Genomic DNA, 17,980 nt, shown 5'->3' on the forward strand with positions numbered 1-17,980 from the left:
TGTTGTAACTTTAATAAAAAAATACCATCTTTGAATCCAAAACTTAAAACAGTTATGTTAAAAGGTATTTTATATAATTCGAATATTTCCATTAAGTTTCTGTTCTCGCTCTTTATTATTTTTACCTCATTTCTGTTTTTTTATGTAATTGGAATAGTTATCGTACAATTAGGTTTTGGAACTGATATTATTCATCATCCTGAATTATTACAAGACTTTTCATCACCTCAAACCATCCAACTACTTAAATTCTTTCAATTGATTCAATCGTTAGGATTATTCGTTATCCCTCCATTTCTTATTGCTTTTTTAATGTATCAATCGGTCAAATCTTTTTTAAGATTTAATAAGGTTCAATCAAAATATTATGTTTTACTAACTATAATAGCGATTTTGTCATTTATCCCATTTACAAATTTACTTTCTTACATAAATAGTTTTCTTACACTTCCAGATTTTATGAAAAATATTGAGGAATGGATGCGAGCTTCTGAAGAAAATGCGTCACAGCTTACAGTAAACTTTCTAAAAGCCGATAATATTGTTGTCTTGATTTACAATATTATTTTAATTGCAGCGATTCCTGCTATTGGTGAAGAGTTGTTATTTCGTGGTTTATTGCAACGATTATTTACGGAATGGACAAAAAATATTCATTTAAGCATATGGCTTGCTGCTATTTTATTTTCAACTATTCATTTTCAGTTTTTTGGATTTATACCACGATTATTTTTAGGGCTTATATTTGGTTATTTGCTCGAATACACGGGTTCTATTTGGATTCCCATAATTGGCCATTTTACTAATAATTTAACAGGTGTTATCATAGGCTATTATTTGCCTAACGAAAACATTGTTAATAATACCCATACCAACTTATCGATTTCGGCAGTAATTTATGGCATTCTGGGTGGTTTAGTTGGAATATTTTGTTTTTGGCTAATTATTCGTAAAACTAATCGTGTATTGTAATTGTTCTTGTGTTAAAGGTTCTTCTATTTCATCTTCATCTTGATAATACTCTGCTCTATTTTCTTGAATATTTTCAAATAATTCAATCTCATCGACAATTTCTTCTTTTGTATTTGCTCGTTCATTTGGACGCCATACATATACTACGCCATATTCCGAAGCTTTTTTTCTTTTTTCTTCATCATCATAATTTGAAAAATGTTCTTCTATTTCGTTCCAAAGTGTAAGTATAATACTATCAACATCAGCTCTCAACTCAGCTATTTTATCAGTAGCATATTTAGTTGATTTTTGAAGTATTTTTTGATGATGTAAAGCTTCTAGAAATTGTTCATATCTAACCTTTACAACTGCAGCCGTAGGATTTGTTATAGGATTACCACCTAATTTGGCTAAACGTTCGGGTTCACCTTTAATAATTTGTTCGCCCCAGTAAACGATATCTTTTTCGGTTAACAAATTTGGAGTTCGACTATCGTTTTCGCGTAAACCAAAAAATTTTCGGGCTGCAGCCGGAATTTCATTACGTAATATGGCAAAGTTAAATACCTGATAAAAATGTGATATATATAATTTAGCTTTTCGACTATAATTTGCAAGCTCCTTACTTTTTGCAGCTTGAATCGCTATAGCTTGTTTTTGCTGATGCAACATTTGCTCAAAATAAGGGCATAAAGCATTTAATTTATTTAACGTAGTTAATGAAAAAGCCAACTCATTAGGCTGAACTTTTGTAACCATTTCAAGGGCTTTTTTCATAGCTCTTAATCGAGCATTATCGGTATTTGGCAATCTTCTATATGGCATTACTCATAGTTTGTACTATGCGAATTTAGGTTATTAAATAAAAAAAATGTCATATTCGTTCTAATAAATATAAACAAATTTTTGTTAATATCTATGTATCTATAAGCTATGCTAATAATCGATTTTACGCTTTTGCTATAGAAGCAATACTAACTTTTGAATTGGGAATGGTTAATAAGACTTGTGCACAAGCTTCGAGGGTAGCACCGGTGGTTACAACATCGTCAACAAGAAGATAGTGCTTTCCATCTGTTACATATTGATGCTGAATACTAAAAACCTGAGCTACATTTTCCCAACGCTCGGTGCGGCTTTTCTTAGTTTGTGTTTTGGTTTCGGTATTACGAACAACCAATTTTGTTTCAATTGGAACATTCATACTTTGGCTAATACCAATGGCAATGCACTCTGCTTGATTATATCCGCGTTGTTTTTGCCTTTTAGGATGCAATGGAATAGGTATAATGACATCAACCGTTTTAAAGTCATCATTGTCTTTAAGCTGATTGCCTAATAATTGCCCCAAAAAAATACCGATATCTTGTCTGCCTTTGTATTTTAATAAATGTAAAAGGTGCTGTGTTCGTCCTTTTTTATGAAAATAAAGCAGCGATGTGGCAGCTTGCAAAGGAACCCTTCCCCAAAATAATTGAGCCACCGGATTATCTTTGTCTTTATGATAATAAGTGTATGGAAGTTCAGCTAAACATGGAGTGCATATTATTTGTTCTCCCTTTAAAAGAGGAATGTTGCACGCTCCGCAAGTTCGAGGATAAATTAGTTCTATAAAATCTCTGAGCCACGACATTATTAATTATTTGGACATACTTCTGCCTGACGTTGTTTCGCCTCTTCATAACCCATTTGAGCTGCTTTTTTTAAATCGAGACAGCCTTCGGAATATTTTTTTTGTTCATATAAAACAGAACCTCTATAAAAATAAGCTTCTGCCGTAGGGTTTAATTTTATTGATTTATTTAAATCATCGAGGGCTTCGGAATATTTTTGTTTGTTCATATAATAAACACCTCTTTTTAGATAAGCATCGCTATTGTTGGGAGCGAGTTCAATGGCTTTGTTAAAATCTTTGATGGCTAAGGGTTCTTTTGTTTTTCCTAGTTTGGCATATTCCAAACCTCGCAAATAATAGGCTTGAGCTTCGGAAGGTTTTAATGTAGCAGCTTTTGTAAAATCTTTTACAGCATTTGCTGGTTGATTAAGCTTTGAATAAACAATGCCTCGCATAATATAAACTTCGTATAGTTTAGAGTGATATTGATTCACCAATATGTTTAAGTCGTTGAGTGCATTGTCATGAATGTTTTTTTCATAATAAGCCTTTGCCCTTTTAAAATAAATGGTTTCGTTTTTTTTTCCAAGATTTATAGCCGACGTAAGGTCTTTAATTTCGTTGAGATAATCTTTTTGATGTTCGAAGCAATCGGCTCGTTTTAAATAAGCATCGACGTTATCGGGAGCGTGTGTTAAAGCTTGGTTCAAATATTTAATTGCCTCATCGAACTTCCCCTTTTCTATTGATAAATCTGCCAAAGTATTAAAAACCCAAGGATTTTGAGTTTTTAGTTCAATGGCTTTTTGTAAGTCGTTATAAGTATTAATTTTTTTATCGGTCATATTCAGGTATAATGCTGCTCGTTTTTCGTATGCTTTCAGATAGTCTTGTTTCAGTCGAAGAATTTGGTTTAAATCGTTTAAGGCTTCTTGTTGCTTATTTTGAATAAGATAGAGTTCTGATCGTTTTAAATAAGCTTCAAAATAATCTTTCTTGGCTTTTATGGCTTCGTTTAAATCGTTGATTGCCAGATCGTACTTTTTTTGTTCTATATAGCACAGTGCTCTATGGTACCAAGCTTCGTGATAAAATTTATCTTTTTTAACTACATCTGTAAATTTAGCAACGGCTTCGATGTATTTCCCTTGCTCTTGAAGTTTTAAACCTTCTTCGTAAAAATCATTTATAGTTTGGGCATGAACATTAACTGCCCATGCCCCAAAAATGGCTATAACGAATATTTTTAAATTCATAATTACTTTGATGGAATATTCACAAGTATTTCTGTTAAAAACTTCCAGAATTTTTCAACCGACGGAATGTGTAATCTTTCGTCCGGGCTATGAACGCCACGCATGGTAGGTCCAATAGAAATCATATCGAGGTCGGGATATTTTTCGAGGAATAAACCGCACTCCAGACCAGCATGTATAGCTTTGACTTTTGGATTTTCATTAAATAATTGGTAGTAAACTTTTTTTGCTACCTCCAAAATTGGGCTTTGAGGATTCGGTTTCCACCCTGGATAACCGTTTGAGTGTTTTACATCTGCATCAGCCAATAAAAATACTGTTTCAACCATATTAACAATATCGGTTTTTGCCGATTCTACGGAGCTGCGTTGACTGGTTGTAATTTCAATCTTATTTTTCCCTTTCATTTTAATAGAAGCCAAATTAGTAGATGTTTCTACTAAACCAGGCATATCTTGACTCCATGCTATTACGCCATGAGGGCAAGCATAAAGCGATTGAATAATTTTGGGCTGTGTGCGTTTGTCAATGACGGTTTCGGGACTTTGTTTTTTATCTAATTCTTCAATGGTAACTTTTAAATTGTTTTCAGTATGTTTATATTCATCTTTCAGTATTTTTTCGAAAGCATAAACTTCATCTTTAATTTTCAACACTTTTTCGTGTGTTACATAAATGATGGCATTGGCTTCGCGTGCTATGGCATTTCTAAGATTTCCACCATCTATGTTGGCTAAACGATAGCCATATTTTTGATCAAGTAAGTATAAAATTCGGGTTAAAAGCTTAACGGCATTAGCATAACCCTTATGAATATCATCGCCCGAGTGCCCACCACGCAGACCACTTACCGAAATTTTTAATGCGATTTGTTTGCCTGGTGCTTTTTTAGGCTCATATTTCATAGTGGCTACTGTATCTTTACCTCCGGCACAACCAATAAAAATTTCGCCTTCATCTTCGGAATCGAGGTTTATAAGAATTTTTCCTGTAAAAAAATCAGGTTTTAAAGCAAAGGCACCCGTTAAGCCGGTTTCTTCATCAACAGTAAATAAGCATTCTAAAGGTCCATGCTCCATATCTTTAGAAGCTAAAAGAGCAAGTTGAGTAGCTACCCCTATCCCATTATCAGCTCCAAGCGTTGTTTCTTTTGCTTTAAGCCATTCGCCATCTATCATTGGTATTATGGGGTCTGTATCAAAATTGTGTTTGGAGTCGCTGTTTTTCTCACAAACCATATCCACATGGCTTTGCAAAACAATAGTTTTTGTTCGCTCAAAGCCTCTGGTGGCTGGTTTTGAAATAAGTACATTACCCGCTTTATCTATTTTGTAATCTAATTTGTTTTGTTCGGCAAAAGCTTTGAGATAAGCTATTATTTTTTCTTCTTTTTTTGAAGGACGTGGAATTGCAAGAATTTCTTCGAAATATTTCCACACTAACGAAGGATTTAATTTTTCTAGCATAAGACTTTTTTTTTGTAAAAATAGTTTTTTTTAAAATGGAATGCAAGAAAAATTTTTACATAATCACAAAGTGAGATATTTCATTACCGTTCTCTCAACAAATGCAAGTATCCTTCGTATTTATATTCTTTACCTCTACGGTCTTTGGCTTTTATAACGATATAATATACACCCGGCGAAGCTTCTGTTCCGGTAATTTTGCCATCCCAGTAACCATTTACATCGTTCCATTCGTAAACTTTTCTGCCCCAGCGATTGTAAATTTTAGCTTCAAATTCATCGATGGCTTCGCCATGAACTTTGAATACATCGTTTTGACCATCGCCGTTGGGAGTAAACACATTCGGAACTTCAAATATGGGTTCTTTATCAACACATAAAGGCTTGAAAATAGCCGTATCTACACAACCATCTTTGCTCGTAGCAATAAGCATAATAGTATAACATCCTTCGTTAGGGAAAATGATGGTTGGATTTTCAGCCGTTGAGGTGTAAATCATTTGATTCGATTCATCGTAAACCCGCCATGAGTATTTGCGTCCGTTGTAGGTGGTATTTTGCATAACAACTTCGTAAGGTGCCACTTGATGTTGCTCAAGAATGGTGGTATCAAACGAAGCAATAACCGTTCCCGTGTCGGGCACATAAATATGAAGTGTGTCGTGGCAAACCGTACCCGGTGTTGCATCAGGACTTTGCGATTGTCCATTTACAACTACATGGAACCACGAATTAGGACATAGTTCATCACGCATTAAAGTAGTGCTATTTGTATCTAACCAATTAAATGTATAGTAGTTTGGATGAACGGTTCCTTGTGGATCAACATACGAAGTATTAAGCTCAATTTTCCCATTGCAATTTCCACAGGTTGTGGGTGTTATAGTGTTTTGTGGATTAAAAGGTGCCGGTTCGTTCACCGTATGGCTAACAATACCGCTAAAGCACCCCCATTTGTTTTGTTCAATAAGGGTAACTATATGTTGATTACCACTATTCCAAGAAACATAAATGGTATCACTGTGTAGTGGATCTGAAACCAATGAACTTAATGTTCCACCGGGATACGTCCATTCAAAGCTAATAATACCATAGTCTTCGTGATTAGGAGAAGGCCAAGTATGAGCTATTATCATCGAGCTATCATATCTACAAGCAGGTGTTGTAACTGTAAACTGCCCCGAAGGTCGAGGAGCAAAATAAAGGCGTATCGTATCGGCATCGGAACAAATATTATTTTGGACTTGCCAGATAAATTCTCTATAAGGTTGATTAGTTGAAAAAACAGTATAACAACTTGAACAAAGTAAGTATAAACTATCATTGGGGACGTGGCTTTGAGTATAATTGTTAAAACCATTGGTAAAATGAACATACGTATAATCGGTACTATACCACGTTCCCACACCATTAGAATTAAGGGCGCTCATTTGATAAGCTAAACCGCAAACGGTATCGGTCTTAATAGTATGGTTATTGCCAAACAATCCGGGCCAATAATGTCCACCGGCATCTGCATTAGGTTTTTGAATAAAATTGACATAATGAACTTCGCTGGTATCGCGACAATTACCATTCACCGTAATCCAATAGAAATGATGATGCCCGTAATAACTTGTTCCACCGGTATCGATAGTAGCTACCACATTATTATGCTGATATGGATCGGGTGTAAATGTAGTATTATATACGGTATCCATCCAATAACCATAACCATGAGCAGGTTCCTGTGCCGAAAGTAGCGTATAACTTGGTCCACAAACTACGGAATCGGATGGACTTGTTAAAATAACTGCTTCTTCAACGACACCAAAATAAATATTTACCGAGTCGTAACCAGCACAAACTCCATTAAACTCAGTCCAGTACATAGTAACTGTATCGTTTTCGGAAGGCCAGCGAACCCATGTACAAGGTTGGGTGCTATTGCTTGGAGTTGGAGTAGGATCATTAGGATTTACATAATAAGCAATACCACTGGGTCCACTCCATTGACCATTCGTCATTGTAGGATGTGCGCAAATATAAGCGAACTTACCACAAACAGCAGTATCAAAACCAGCATCGGGCTCTGGAGCCACCAAGAAATTAATGGTTACCGTATCCTGATCATAGCATTGCGACATATGCGGGTTCATTTCTTTCCATATAAAATTGTAAATACCAAATTGTGTAACCGTAACCATTGTCAATGCTTGGCTGGGCGTAACAAATGTTGCCGAACCCGGTCCATTTAACATAGACCATTGTCCGGCAGGAGTATTGAGGCTTGTTGTAGCATGTAGCCAATACGTTTTTCCGCAAATAGTGGTATCGTAACCGGCATAAGCCTGAGGAATACGATGGAAATAAACTTCAACAGAATCAACCGATTCGCAACCGGGACCACTTTGAACATGCCAGTAGAAATATACCGATTGATAGTCGGAGCTTCCAAAAAATTGATTAGGATTATTTATCGTAACCTGGGGATTCCATGGTAATGGGTCAGAACCGGTATAATTGATGGTAACGCCGTTGTTATTGGCTGTCCAATATGCCGAAGATGCAATACTGCCTATAGTGTCGGCAGCTAATTGAGTGCTATAACCGCAAATAGATTGAGTAGGCCCGGCTTCGGCATGTGGTGTAGATGAGAAGGTTACTAAAACAGTATCATAATTGGTACAATAATCCGAATATGCTGTCCATACAAAAGTATCTACTTCTATATAATTAATTGCCACAATATTTACCAACACACTATCTAAATTATTATCGGGAATAAAATGAGCTGTAGGATTTGACGACGACCAAAAGCCAGGATAACTGCTGTTAACCGTAAGCACAATTTCGTGTCCACATATAGCTAAGTCTGGACCAGCATCGGGCATGGGCATTTCGTGAACATCCAAACGTATAGTATCCGATGAAGTACATCCCATATTGTTTTCGGTCCATACCAAATAATAAGAATTATATCCGGTAGTTGCCGTAAACAAGGCATTGGGTTGAGTATTGTTTGGACTAAATATTCCCTGCATGGGTGCTAATACTTGCCATGAACCAACAGCGCCCGTAACACTAAATTGAGCATTGAGCGTATAGTTGACACCACAAACATTTACCGGCGATGCTCCGCCATTGGCATGAGGTTGTGTAATAAAAGTTATGCTAACGGTATCGAGCGAATCGCATACCGTACTGTATTCGTGCCACGTAAATTGATAAGTGCCTGGACCGGTAACCATAACCGTAGAGTTTGGCAAATAAGGATTAGAAAAGACAGCATTCCCTGGTCCACCAATAAATTGCCAATGAGCCGTATTGCCGGGCGATGGATTGCTGCCTTCGAGTTGAGTAGTATATCCACAAACGTTTTTATCATTACCAGCATTAGGTGTCATACAGCAATGTGGCACCTGTGGCACTACATACGATTGTACTAATGTACAACCATGATTATCGGTAACGGTAACCGTATAATTTCCGGAAGGCACATTGATAAGGTCTTCTGTTGTAGCATTATTGTTCCATTGATAAGTATAGCCAGCAACACCTCCGTTGGTCGTTAAATAAATAGCACCGGTTGTTCCACCTAAGCATTCAACCTTAATAATACTATCAACTGCCAAGGAGACATAAGTAGGTGGTTCAGATACGAAAGCTTGACCAACCGTTGTACATCCTACGGCATCGGTAATGGTTACCGTATAATTTCCGGCTGTAATGGGGGCATTATTGGGAGTTGTTACTCCATTCGACCATTGATAAGTATAGCCAGGAGTGCCACCACTGGCTATAACCGAAACACCACCACTGGCCGTTCCGTGGCAGAGTGCATCTTGTATATCAAACTGATATAAAATTTGTGGATTATTTCCTACTATGGTATAGCTTCCTACTAAAGCACATCCATTGTTGTCGGTTACAGTTACATAGTGAGTACCCGGTGCAAAACCAGTCTGAACGTTGAATGTATCGGCTGTGGTTACTGAAACACCATTTGAATAGGTATATGTATAAGGAGGGCGACCATGGTCAACAGTAACCGTTAAAGTTCCTGAAACATCTTCGTAACACATTTTACCGGTAACATGGATAGCCATTTCTGGTAAAGGAATAAGTGTTTCGGGAGGAAAAATGGTATCGTTAAAGCCTTCTAATTCCCATGTTTCGTCAAACCATGTAATTGGAATATAACCCAGTGGTATGTCCCAATGTAGAAGTGGTCCTATATGAATTGAACTGCGTGTATTACATAAATGTTGTAAAATAGAATCCTGAAGATTGATATTTTGTTTATCGAGATTAAAATGCTTGCTGGCAATGAACTTTTTAAGCGAATCTGCCCACATAATCGAATCTTGAGGTGTAAACTTAAATTCTACCGAATCGCCGTGCATTTGTTTCAAAAGGAACGGTAAATTTATCCAAAACTCAAAAGCATTGACAGTTAACGAAAAGGCAACACTATCCCATGTGTGGTTGGTAAATTCATTTTCGAGCGAATGTGCTATTCCAATGGGAAATTGCGGATAACCAAAACAAGGGTATTTAATATGTAAGTCGTGGCAAGCTTGAAAATCAATATTAGCAGAGTTTCCCGTAGCTACCGTAGCATTATTTTGATTTGGGTCGGTTATATAATAATCGACGGCTGTAGGTAAAGTAAAATGGTTCCAGATGGTAGGATTAAATGTTAAATCTTGTTGCAACGTATTGGAGATATTCATCTCTGCAGATAATAACTGATATTCAATGCTTATTCCGCCTCCAATATCGATAGTATCGTGGAGCATAGCAATAAAATCTAAGATTGGTTGTCCGGTAGAAGGCGGTAAAATACCCGCAATAGCAGATAAAAACTGAATAATATCAATATTAAATTGAGCATAAGGATCATCGCCTTGCGCAATTAAAAGTTTATGACAAAGCTGAGTTGAATCTAAATGGTCTTGCGTAGTAATATAGGGTAGCCCTATTTCGCCCGAAATACCTGTTCCCCAAGCGTTGTTGAACACAATGGGAAGTATGGTATCATGACAAAAAGCGAGTTGCCCGTTTTGCATACAAGGATAAGTAACATCACCATTTTGTTGGTCGATATGAATAATAGAAATGCTATCGTCGGGCACATCAACATTGATAATGTTAAAATTGTCGCATGCACCAAAACATATGGTTCCATCGAGCTGAGCATGAATTCCAAAATCTAAATCAAGATCAATAACCCCATCTTGTGGGAAACTGGAGCTCAAATTCCATCCATTCATAACATGATAACGCGAATTGATGGTAATCCAATCGCCTGGCATAAAAGTCTGAGGAGAAGGAAAAGTTAAATCTATGCGAACGGGATAATCAACATCTATCCAACCGGTATGGAAACCGCTAATAGAGAAAGTGCTTCCTAAAAGCAAATGTGTATATAAATCGAATTGTGCACCAAAGGGTAACCCAAAAATGTATTCAATCCCACCAAAAGTATTGGTATCGTTGAAATTGATATTAAAAAGCTGTTGGTTAATATTCAAATGAAAGGGTTGTCCATTGGGTCCCCACATATTTTGATGGTGTGTGCTCCAAGGGATATAATGGCTAATGGTATAAGTTTGTGATTGTACCTGGAGCGAGGCTAAAACAAGTATCAAAAAGATTAATTTCTTCATAGTTTTTTGTTTACAACGTAATTATACGAATGATTATTTACTTATGTTTCAAAATGTCCAGCCTAACGACAAATTTATTCCATAATAGGCTGTTTGAAATGACTGTTTTCTTACAATATTGTCTAAAAGAAGGTTACCTCCTAATCGATACATAAATCCACCTTCTGGACTTTGATGACGAAAACCAAGCGATAAAAAAGGACTAATATTCTGCTTATCGGCAAAATTATATCCACCAAAACCTATATCTAAATTGGTTTTCATTATTATTTTTTGAAATACATTCCGAATATTGTACCTGCGAAAACCACCCGCTTGAGTATTAATTTTTGTAAGTTGAAAATGAACTGCCATAGGAAAAATAACGCGTTGACGTAACAGAGAATCTTTTTGCTCGGCAAAACTATAACCGGCACCTATACGAAGCGAAACGATAAGATATTGAAACGATCGCACAATGCCATCGTAATTTATCGTAGCATGGGCACCTTTATAATTGCCCCACCAATAGCCACTTTCTGTATAGATGGTATGCGAATTTTCGTAATAAAACTTAAAACGAACAGGTAACAACGATACATTGCTTGAATCAGGCTCAAACCCAAACATCGGGCTTAGAACTAATACACAAAAGTATAGTATAAATAAGAGTTTTTTCATACAAAGTGCAAAATTAAATAAAAAGTTAATAGGATAATTTAATAATTTGAGAATTGACTTTCTTAAAACATTTTCTTAACTTATAATTTACATAAGGTAAGTAAACAGAACTATTTTTTATGATAAAACAATGCATTGCCATGTATATAACCACACATCGATTCGTATCATTTTTCTGTAATAAATATTTGCAATATTATAATAACCTGTTTTACTTTTCTAACAATCACTTCGCACTACACCTATAACATAACGCTTTAATGCCTTTTATTTGCACATTGCCCCCCCCTTTTTAGCTTGCTATATCAGCATTTTAGAAAATTGTTAAATATTTCGCATATATGACAAATATCATTTTTTTCGTTTTTTTTTATGAAATTTGTTCTGTTTTAATTGAGCTCATTAAAATGCAAAAAAAAATGTTTAATTTAAAAATTTAACGCTTATGAAATAGCCATCTCGTCAAAATGACGAGACCAACCGAAAATGAAATTTACACACAAACAAACATCACTATTTGTTCGAATGGCGTATTCCATGTAACCTTAGTATATAATTTAAAAAATAATTACACATGAAAAAATTATTTTTATTACTTTTGTCAGGAGGAATTATGATGACTGCCTGCAAAAAAGAAGATGTGAAGAAAGAAAATGTGAAAACAAATTCTTATGTAAATGTTTTAAAAGGGTTGCCGCAAAATCCAAAGCCGGCTTCGAATGGGAAGAAATTTTATCAAGATAAAGGAGACTGTTTTGCTCCACCAGAAGCATGTGCCCCATATGATATTGTGGTAACTCCAACAGGAACAACCATTAAATGTTATATGAATTTTGTAAATGCTATAGCAGCGAGTTCAGAACATGAATTTTTTGCAGATAAAGAACAGGTTAAAGCTTTATTACCGTTTTTGCTTGATGAGGAATGGAAAGAGTTTTATGAGCTAACATTAAACCCGGAACTAAAATTCATAGAGCAATTTAATGAAAGGAGTGGTAAGTATTTTTACTTTCTGGTTCCTGATAATTTAGAACCCAAAGAATTTGAACCGGGAATGGAATATTTAGATTTGGTAGTGGAATTAAATAAATAAATAATAATGGGGCTGTAAAAATCATATTGCAGCCTCTTCTTTTTATAGGATTTATGCGTATAATTAATTTATTTTTTTTTACGATATTAATATTTTGTTGCTGTTCCACAAATGATAATAAAATAAGAATATTAAAAATAAATGTAAATAATATTGTTTATCTATTAAATAGAAGTTCGTATATATATCGTTTCAGTTTATACAATAATGTATTAGATTCATTTAAAATTGAATCGAATTATATAAATGAAAATAATATTGTCCCATTTGATACAAAAAATTTTAATGATAAAAAATATTACAACTCGGTTTATGAATATGCTTACAAAGTACCAAAATTTCATTGTATTAAAATTAGTAAAAGCTTACATGTTTTTTTTCGAATAAATCTCCATAAAACCCCTTACTATCAAACAAATGGAAGGAAGACGAATTACCGTAATTGGTCAATATCTGTTATAGATAGCAATTTAAAATTGATTGGCGAAATCCCCTTTTTAAAAGACTCCATTTACGATTATCGAGTATTTATTCCATCAGAAAATGGTTTCTGGTTAGGTTACAAACAGACCAAAAAAGATAAACAACTCAAACAATTAAGGTTATGCGAATTCAAAATAATAAATGGAATATAAGTTTTATTATTTCTTTTGGAATATTAATTGTAATACTAATTTTATTTTTTCAATCATGTAAAAGAAATATTGAAGAGATTAAAATTGTAAAGAATAGGGAAATTTGTATCCCAATTGAAGTAAAACCATGGATGACGATCAGAACAGTTTGTTATGACAATAATGATTATTTAATGTATTTTAACAATAACGATAAATCTATTTATTTAATTGATATATATGGAAAAGTATTTAAAAAAATAAGTTGTAAGAATACATGCGACAAAATCAAAATAAATGGTGATTATGATGATTATTTAGATTCATTCTCTTTTGCCGATTCAATTCAAAGTGATACAATTGAATTTTTTCATTACGATAATTATTTTAAAATATATAATGATAGTATCATTGAACAAAAGAAAGTCTTCAATAATGAGGTTACATTAAATTTTTTAGAATTTCCATTAATTAAAATAAAAGAGAAAACATTTATTGTATATGCTTTTAAAAATATAAATACAATGAATGAAAGACTGGCTTTTATTAGAAATTGTAACATTTATATTGTTAACCTCCAAAATAACTCATTTTTGGTAAAAATTAGACACCCAATGTGGTATTTAAATAGTATAGAAAATTACTATGACAACGAATTAATAAGATATACTTATAATAAAGATGAAAAAAAAATTTATTATGGTATAACTAATTCTCCATATGTTTATTCGTATAATTTTAATAAATCAAAAATAGATTCTAATATTGTTTTTTCAAAGTACATAAAAGAAGAAGAAATATTTCCATTTGATTCCTCTAATTATTCAAGCAATAACTTTTATGAAAAGGTTTATGAATATTCCTATTTGTGTCCATCATATAGGTTTTTTTGTTTTAATAAATATTTAAATATAATTTTTAGGATTAATACACATAAAACACCCTATTATCAGCCAGATGGGAAGAAGACGAATTACCGTAATTGGTCAATATCTGTTATAGATAGCAATTTAAAATTGATTGGCGAAATCCCCTTTTTAAAAGACTCCATTTACGATTATCGAGTATTTATTCCATCAGAAAATGGCTTCTGGTTAGGTTACAAACAGACCAAAAAAGATAAACAACTCAAACAATTAAGGTTATGCGAATACAAAATTTTACTTTAATATTTGCTTTTGTCTTGTTAATTGCATCTTGCAGTAATGATAATGAAAGCAAAAAAAATGTTTCAAAAGAAACAACTTTCAAGATTGATACTACCGGAATATTTAGATCGTATTTGAAACATATATTTAATCTAACTATTCCAGAAAGTAAACACTGTTATTATATTATTTCAAACAGTGGATGTTTTGATTGCATTAAAACTTTATTGAATGAAACCATAGAAAAAATCAAAACAATAGATAAACAGCAACTTACTTTTATAATGGCCAATGAACGACTAATAAATACTGATTTAACAGAATATCCCTTTCGGTTAAATGTTGATAGTTTTGCTGAAATAAACGAATTAGCATTGCCAATTACAAACGTAACTCTCATTTATACTTCACAAAAAAAAGTTGATTCAATTTTACCTTTAAAATGGGAGGATCAAACACGAATTATTGAACTCATAAATATAAAATAGTATGAGTGCTTATATTATAAAGAACATTACGTTAATGTTATTCTAATTAAATGAAAATCATATCATTAAAAATAATCATTCTTTTAACATTGAGTGGTATATTTAACTTATCCAATGCTCAAACTACTCCTAACAACAGTAAATATATATTAGGCTTTATACCATCTAAAGCAAGCAATATTTATGGTTTAGCCATTGGACCAATTGGTTCAGAATCATTATGTAATGTTGAATATACAAGAAAGTCGCATGGTTTAAATATTCAATTGCCGGGACAAGGTGTTTTCCTTGTGTTTTTCGGATTTAGTGATAAAATAATTCAATCGACCGATGACTCAATACAAAAAATCAAAACTATACACAATGGGTTGTTAATTAGCATATTGGGAACAACAGCCGATATCATCAATGGAGTTAACATTTCATCTTTCATGAGCGCAGGAAAAAAAATGAATGGTTTTTCATTTAATATTTTTTGGAATGCTTATTATAAAATAAATGGAATTTGTGTAGGAATCGTTAATACATCTTTTAGATTAAATGGCTTACAAATTGGGCTATTAAATAAATCAACAAAAGTTAATGGCTTGCAAATAGGTCTATTGAATAAAAACGAAAAAAGAATTTTACCTTTTATTAATTGGTAATATTTCATAATTTTTGAAAGAAGAATACATAAACCCATATTATTTGCAATCGATAAAATTATTACTTTTGGCAGGAGGAATTATGATGACTGCCTGCAAAAAAGACAAGGAAATGCCAACTAACAGTGTTTTTAACCCTCACGATGACCAAGCGGTAGAAGCACGCATAAAAGCATTTAACCAAGCGATACAGCAAAAGCAGGGCGAACCTATGACCGTAAACGATGCGATTTGGAATATTGAAGCAGCATTGAATTATAATTATTGCCATGTTGAACTACCTCAGGGAGAAACTTTTGTTGATTCGCTTATATTAGAATTGCCCGTTGATAATGATAAAATTGAATTTTGTAATGTATTCAACGCTTATCAACAAGCCGAAAATAAGTTAAGGCATATATTAAAAAAAGATTATCATGCCATTGTTATAGATGTAAAACCACTTCAAACATCCGATTTTATTAAAGTAAAAATTACTTTTATTTTGGGTGATGCAGTTGTTAAAAAAAGTGTATCATTTCCTAATTCATTTGGAACAGACGATTATTGGAGATGTGGTTTTGGGTATGGAAAATGTGACGGCACCTTTTATTTAGTTAAAGATGCAACTACTGAAATTCAATATTGGCTTAATAGTAACTTTAGTTATTTACCAGGGCAATATTTTACAGATATTGAACATCAATTTGTAGAACCAAATGAAAATACAAATGCATATATAAACCCCAATGACGCAATTCCAAATGATAATTATTTAGACTATTTATTGTTCATAAATAGAAAATTCGATTCAAATGGCAATTTATTACCTAATTTTTACGAACTTCCACCTTACTATTGTATTTCACCAGAAGAAATGAATTTTTATACATGGAGTTACAGAGCTATTGCAATAAATACACCCTCACAAGGAGGTGTCAGACCCCCGAATAAAAAAGTTATCCATTATTGGGTACAAGCATTACCTCTTTATTATCATGATCTTCAAACAGGATGTTCACGTAGAAAAACAAATTATCATCAATTAACAGTTGAATACGGTATATTACATACAAATAGTACAAATTAATAAAATGAAGCTGTTTCTTAAATATTTACTTTTAATATTTACATTGAAACAGCTTCATTACAAAAATAATATGATATGAAAGCACTTTTAACTTATTTAATGATTACAATAATTGGTGTTCAAGGGTATTCGCAACCATATTTTTATTCAAAATCTGATACGTCGCCAATAATGTTGTTAATAAACACTCCTCATTATTTAATTTACCGTCATTCTTATTCAAACTATATTTATAAAATGGATTATAATAAAGTTTTAGTAGATAGTATTCATATTAATGGAGGATTTATGTTTGGAGATGTATATAATAACGAAAAAATAATTTTAGCAGGTAATAATAATAATTTTAATTTAATTTATGCTATATTAGATACTAATCTAAATATCCTTACCTATGATAGTTTAAATTTAGATTTACTTGTATCAAATTTACTTTTATATGAAAATCGTTTTTTTATTTTGGGCGAAAGATTTAATATACTTTCATCTTTTATCAGTTCATTTTCATATGATGGACATTTAATTGATACTCTATTTATTGGTAATTCTTATAGTTTCGCATATAAGTTAAATAATAATGCATTTAACTTTGGATATGAAAATAATAGCAATACAAATTTTGCAAATTTAAATGTTATTACTTTAGACACCTCTTTAAATATTATTCAAACAGATACAGTTCCAAAATTTAACAGAAATGGCAACGATATGTATGAATGTCTGTTTAATAACAAAGTAGCTATAGCTGGTAATTATTTTGATTATAACTCATCACAAAAAAATATTGCAATTGGTATTTTTGATAAACAATTAGATACAGTTTATTCTTTCGATTTTTTTAATTTGGGCGATCATTTTCCAACAATAAATGGACTAGTTACGAATAAAAATAACATATTTGTATCTTGTTACCTGAATTTAGATTATAATAACACACTTAGTTCAAAAGACACCATTTGTATTACAAATTACGATAGCTTATTAAATGTAAAATGGAGAAGATTTATTGGGGGCGACAATAATTATCATGCATATAACATTTTTCCAGCTCCTGATGGAGGCTGCATTTTCAGTATGACCATTCATGATTTGCTTACAGATACCTACGATGGTGTTATTGTTTGGCTTGACAGTCTCGGGAATCAAGTATTAAGCATACCCGAAAATGCTAACCAACTAAAAAAATTCTTGCTTTATCCCAATCCCGGCACAAACGAACTCAATGTATTACTACCCGAAAACAACAAAAACACTACATTGGAGCTTGTGAATTCGCTTGGTATAGTTTGCAAAGAAGAACAATTTACAAACGACAAGCT

At 33.0% G+C, this 17,980-nt stretch carries 13 protein-coding genes; 7 read left to right on the forward strand and 6 right to left on the reverse strand.

The genetic code is table 11. The features are described 5' to 3' along the window. The first annotated feature begins 30 nt into the window (after positions 1–30). Positions 31–972 carry a CPBP family intramembrane metalloprotease gene (locus HPY79_07390; protein NSW45620.1) on the forward strand — a complete coding sequence of 314 codons (942 nt, stop codon included), beginning with the start codon at positions 31–33 and terminating at the stop codon, positions 970–972. Here the strand turns inward: HPY79_07390 and HPY79_07395 are convergent. The 6 genes from HPY79_07395 to HPY79_07420 all read right to left on the reverse strand — a co-directional run bounded on the left by HPY79_07395 (position 940) and on the right by HPY79_07420 (position 11,602). Then, positions 940–1,779, reverse strand: coding sequence for a hypothetical protein (locus tag HPY79_07395; protein ID NSW45621.1), 840 nt, complete (start codon positions 1,777–1,779; stop codon positions 940–942). The two genes, HPY79_07390 and HPY79_07395, sit on opposite strands and share 33 nt — an antisense overlap. Before the next feature lie 124 nt (positions 1,780–1,903). Then, positions 1,904–2,587: a ComF family protein gene (locus tag HPY79_07400; protein NSW45622.1), complete on the reverse strand. Its 684-nt coding sequence runs from the start codon at positions 2,585–2,587 to the stop codon at positions 1,904–1,906. A 2-nt stretch (positions 2,588–2,589) separates the two neighbouring features. After that, entirely contained in the window at positions 2,590–3,825 is a 1,236-nt protein-coding gene (locus HPY79_07405) for a tetratricopeptide repeat protein (protein NSW45623.1), read from the reverse strand. A 2-nt stretch (positions 3,826–3,827) separates the two neighbouring features. Then, a complete protein-coding gene (locus tag HPY79_07410) occupies positions 3,828–5,291 on the reverse strand; it encodes an aminoacyl-histidine dipeptidase (GenBank protein NSW45624.1) in 1,464 nt (487 codons plus the stop codon). Between the two features lie 83 nt (positions 5,292–5,374). Further along, positions 5,375–10,942, reverse strand: coding sequence for a gliding motility-associated C-terminal domain-containing protein (locus HPY79_07415; protein ID NSW45625.1), 5,568 nt, complete (start codon positions 10,940–10,942; stop codon positions 5,375–5,377). Between the two features lie 48 nt (positions 10,943–10,990). Continuing rightward, positions 10,991–11,602, reverse strand: coding sequence for a hypothetical protein (locus tag HPY79_07420; GenBank protein ID NSW45626.1), 612 nt, complete (start codon positions 11,600–11,602; stop codon positions 10,991–10,993). Positions 11,603–12,176: 574 nt separating this feature from the next. On the opposite strand from HPY79_07420, the gene HPY79_07425 reads away from it, so the two are divergent. The 6 genes from HPY79_07425 to HPY79_07450 form a co-directional block, all read left to right on the forward strand. Further along, positions 12,177–12,695, forward strand: a complete 519-nt coding sequence (locus tag HPY79_07425) for a hypothetical protein (GenBank protein ID NSW45627.1) — start codon at positions 12,177–12,179, stop codon at positions 12,693–12,695. A 604-nt stretch (positions 12,696–13,299) separates the two neighbouring features. Further along, a complete protein-coding gene (locus tag HPY79_07430) occupies positions 13,300–14,478 on the forward strand; it encodes a hypothetical protein (protein NSW45628.1) in 1,179 nt (392 codons plus the stop codon). Further along, a complete protein-coding gene (locus HPY79_07435) occupies positions 14,454–14,945 on the forward strand; it encodes a hypothetical protein (GenBank protein NSW45629.1) in 492 nt (163 codons plus the stop codon). The genes HPY79_07430 and HPY79_07435 overlap by 25 nt, the downstream gene beginning before the upstream one ends. A gap of 50 nt (positions 14,946–14,995) precedes the next feature. Next, positions 14,996–15,592, forward strand: a complete 597-nt coding sequence (locus HPY79_07440; protein ID NSW45630.1) for a hypothetical protein — start codon at positions 14,996–14,998, stop codon at positions 15,590–15,592. A gap of 67 nt (positions 15,593–15,659) precedes the next feature. Then, entirely contained in the window at positions 15,660–16,661 is a 1,002-nt protein-coding gene (locus HPY79_07445) for a hypothetical protein (GenBank protein ID NSW45631.1), read from the forward strand. A 75-nt stretch (positions 16,662–16,736) separates the two neighbouring features. Then, positions 16,737–17,980 (forward strand): hypothetical protein (locus HPY79_07450; protein NSW45632.1); only part of this gene is annotated, 1,244 nt, incomplete at its 3' end.

The sequence above is a fragment of the Bacteroidales bacterium genome (assembly GCA_013314715.1).
GTDB lineage: Bacteria > Bacteroidota > Bacteroidia > Bacteroidales > GWA2-32-17 > Ch61.

What these genes read in the sequence shown, in the direction of transcription:
- HPY79_07435 (NSW45629.1), top strand. Translation starts at nt 14,454, where the DNA reads ATGCGAATACAAAATTTTACTTTAATATTTGCTTTTGTCTTGTTAATT.
- HPY79_07395 (NSW45621.1), bottom strand. Translation starts at nt 1,779, where the DNA reads ATGCCATATAGAAGATTGCCAAATACCGATAATGCTCGATTAAGAGCT.
- HPY79_07430 (NSW45628.1), top strand. Translation starts at nt 13,300, where the DNA reads ATGCGAATTCAAAATAATAAATGGAATATAAGTTTTATTATTTCTTTT.
- HPY79_07405 (NSW45623.1), bottom strand. Translation starts at nt 3,825, where the DNA reads ATGAATTTAAAAATATTCGTTATAGCCATTTTTGGGGCATGGGCAGTT.
- HPY79_07400 (NSW45622.1), bottom strand. Translation starts at nt 2,587, where the DNA reads ATGTCGTGGCTCAGAGATTTTATAGAACTAATTTATCCTCGAACTTGC.
- HPY79_07420 (NSW45626.1), bottom strand. Translation starts at nt 11,602, where the DNA reads ATGAAAAAACTCTTATTTATACTATACTTTTGTGTATTAGTTCTAAGC.
- HPY79_07425 (NSW45627.1), top strand. Translation starts at nt 12,177, where the DNA reads ATGAAAAAATTATTTTTATTACTTTTGTCAGGAGGAATTATGATGACT.
- HPY79_07415 (NSW45625.1), bottom strand. Translation starts at nt 10,942, where the DNA reads ATGAAGAAATTAATCTTTTTGATACTTGTTTTAGCCTCGCTCCAGGTA.
- HPY79_07410 (NSW45624.1), bottom strand. Translation starts at nt 5,291, where the DNA reads ATGCTAGAAAAATTAAATCCTTCGTTAGTGTGGAAATATTTCGAAGAA.
- HPY79_07440 (NSW45630.1), top strand. Translation starts at nt 14,996, where the DNA reads ATGAAAATCATATCATTAAAAATAATCATTCTTTTAACATTGAGTGGT.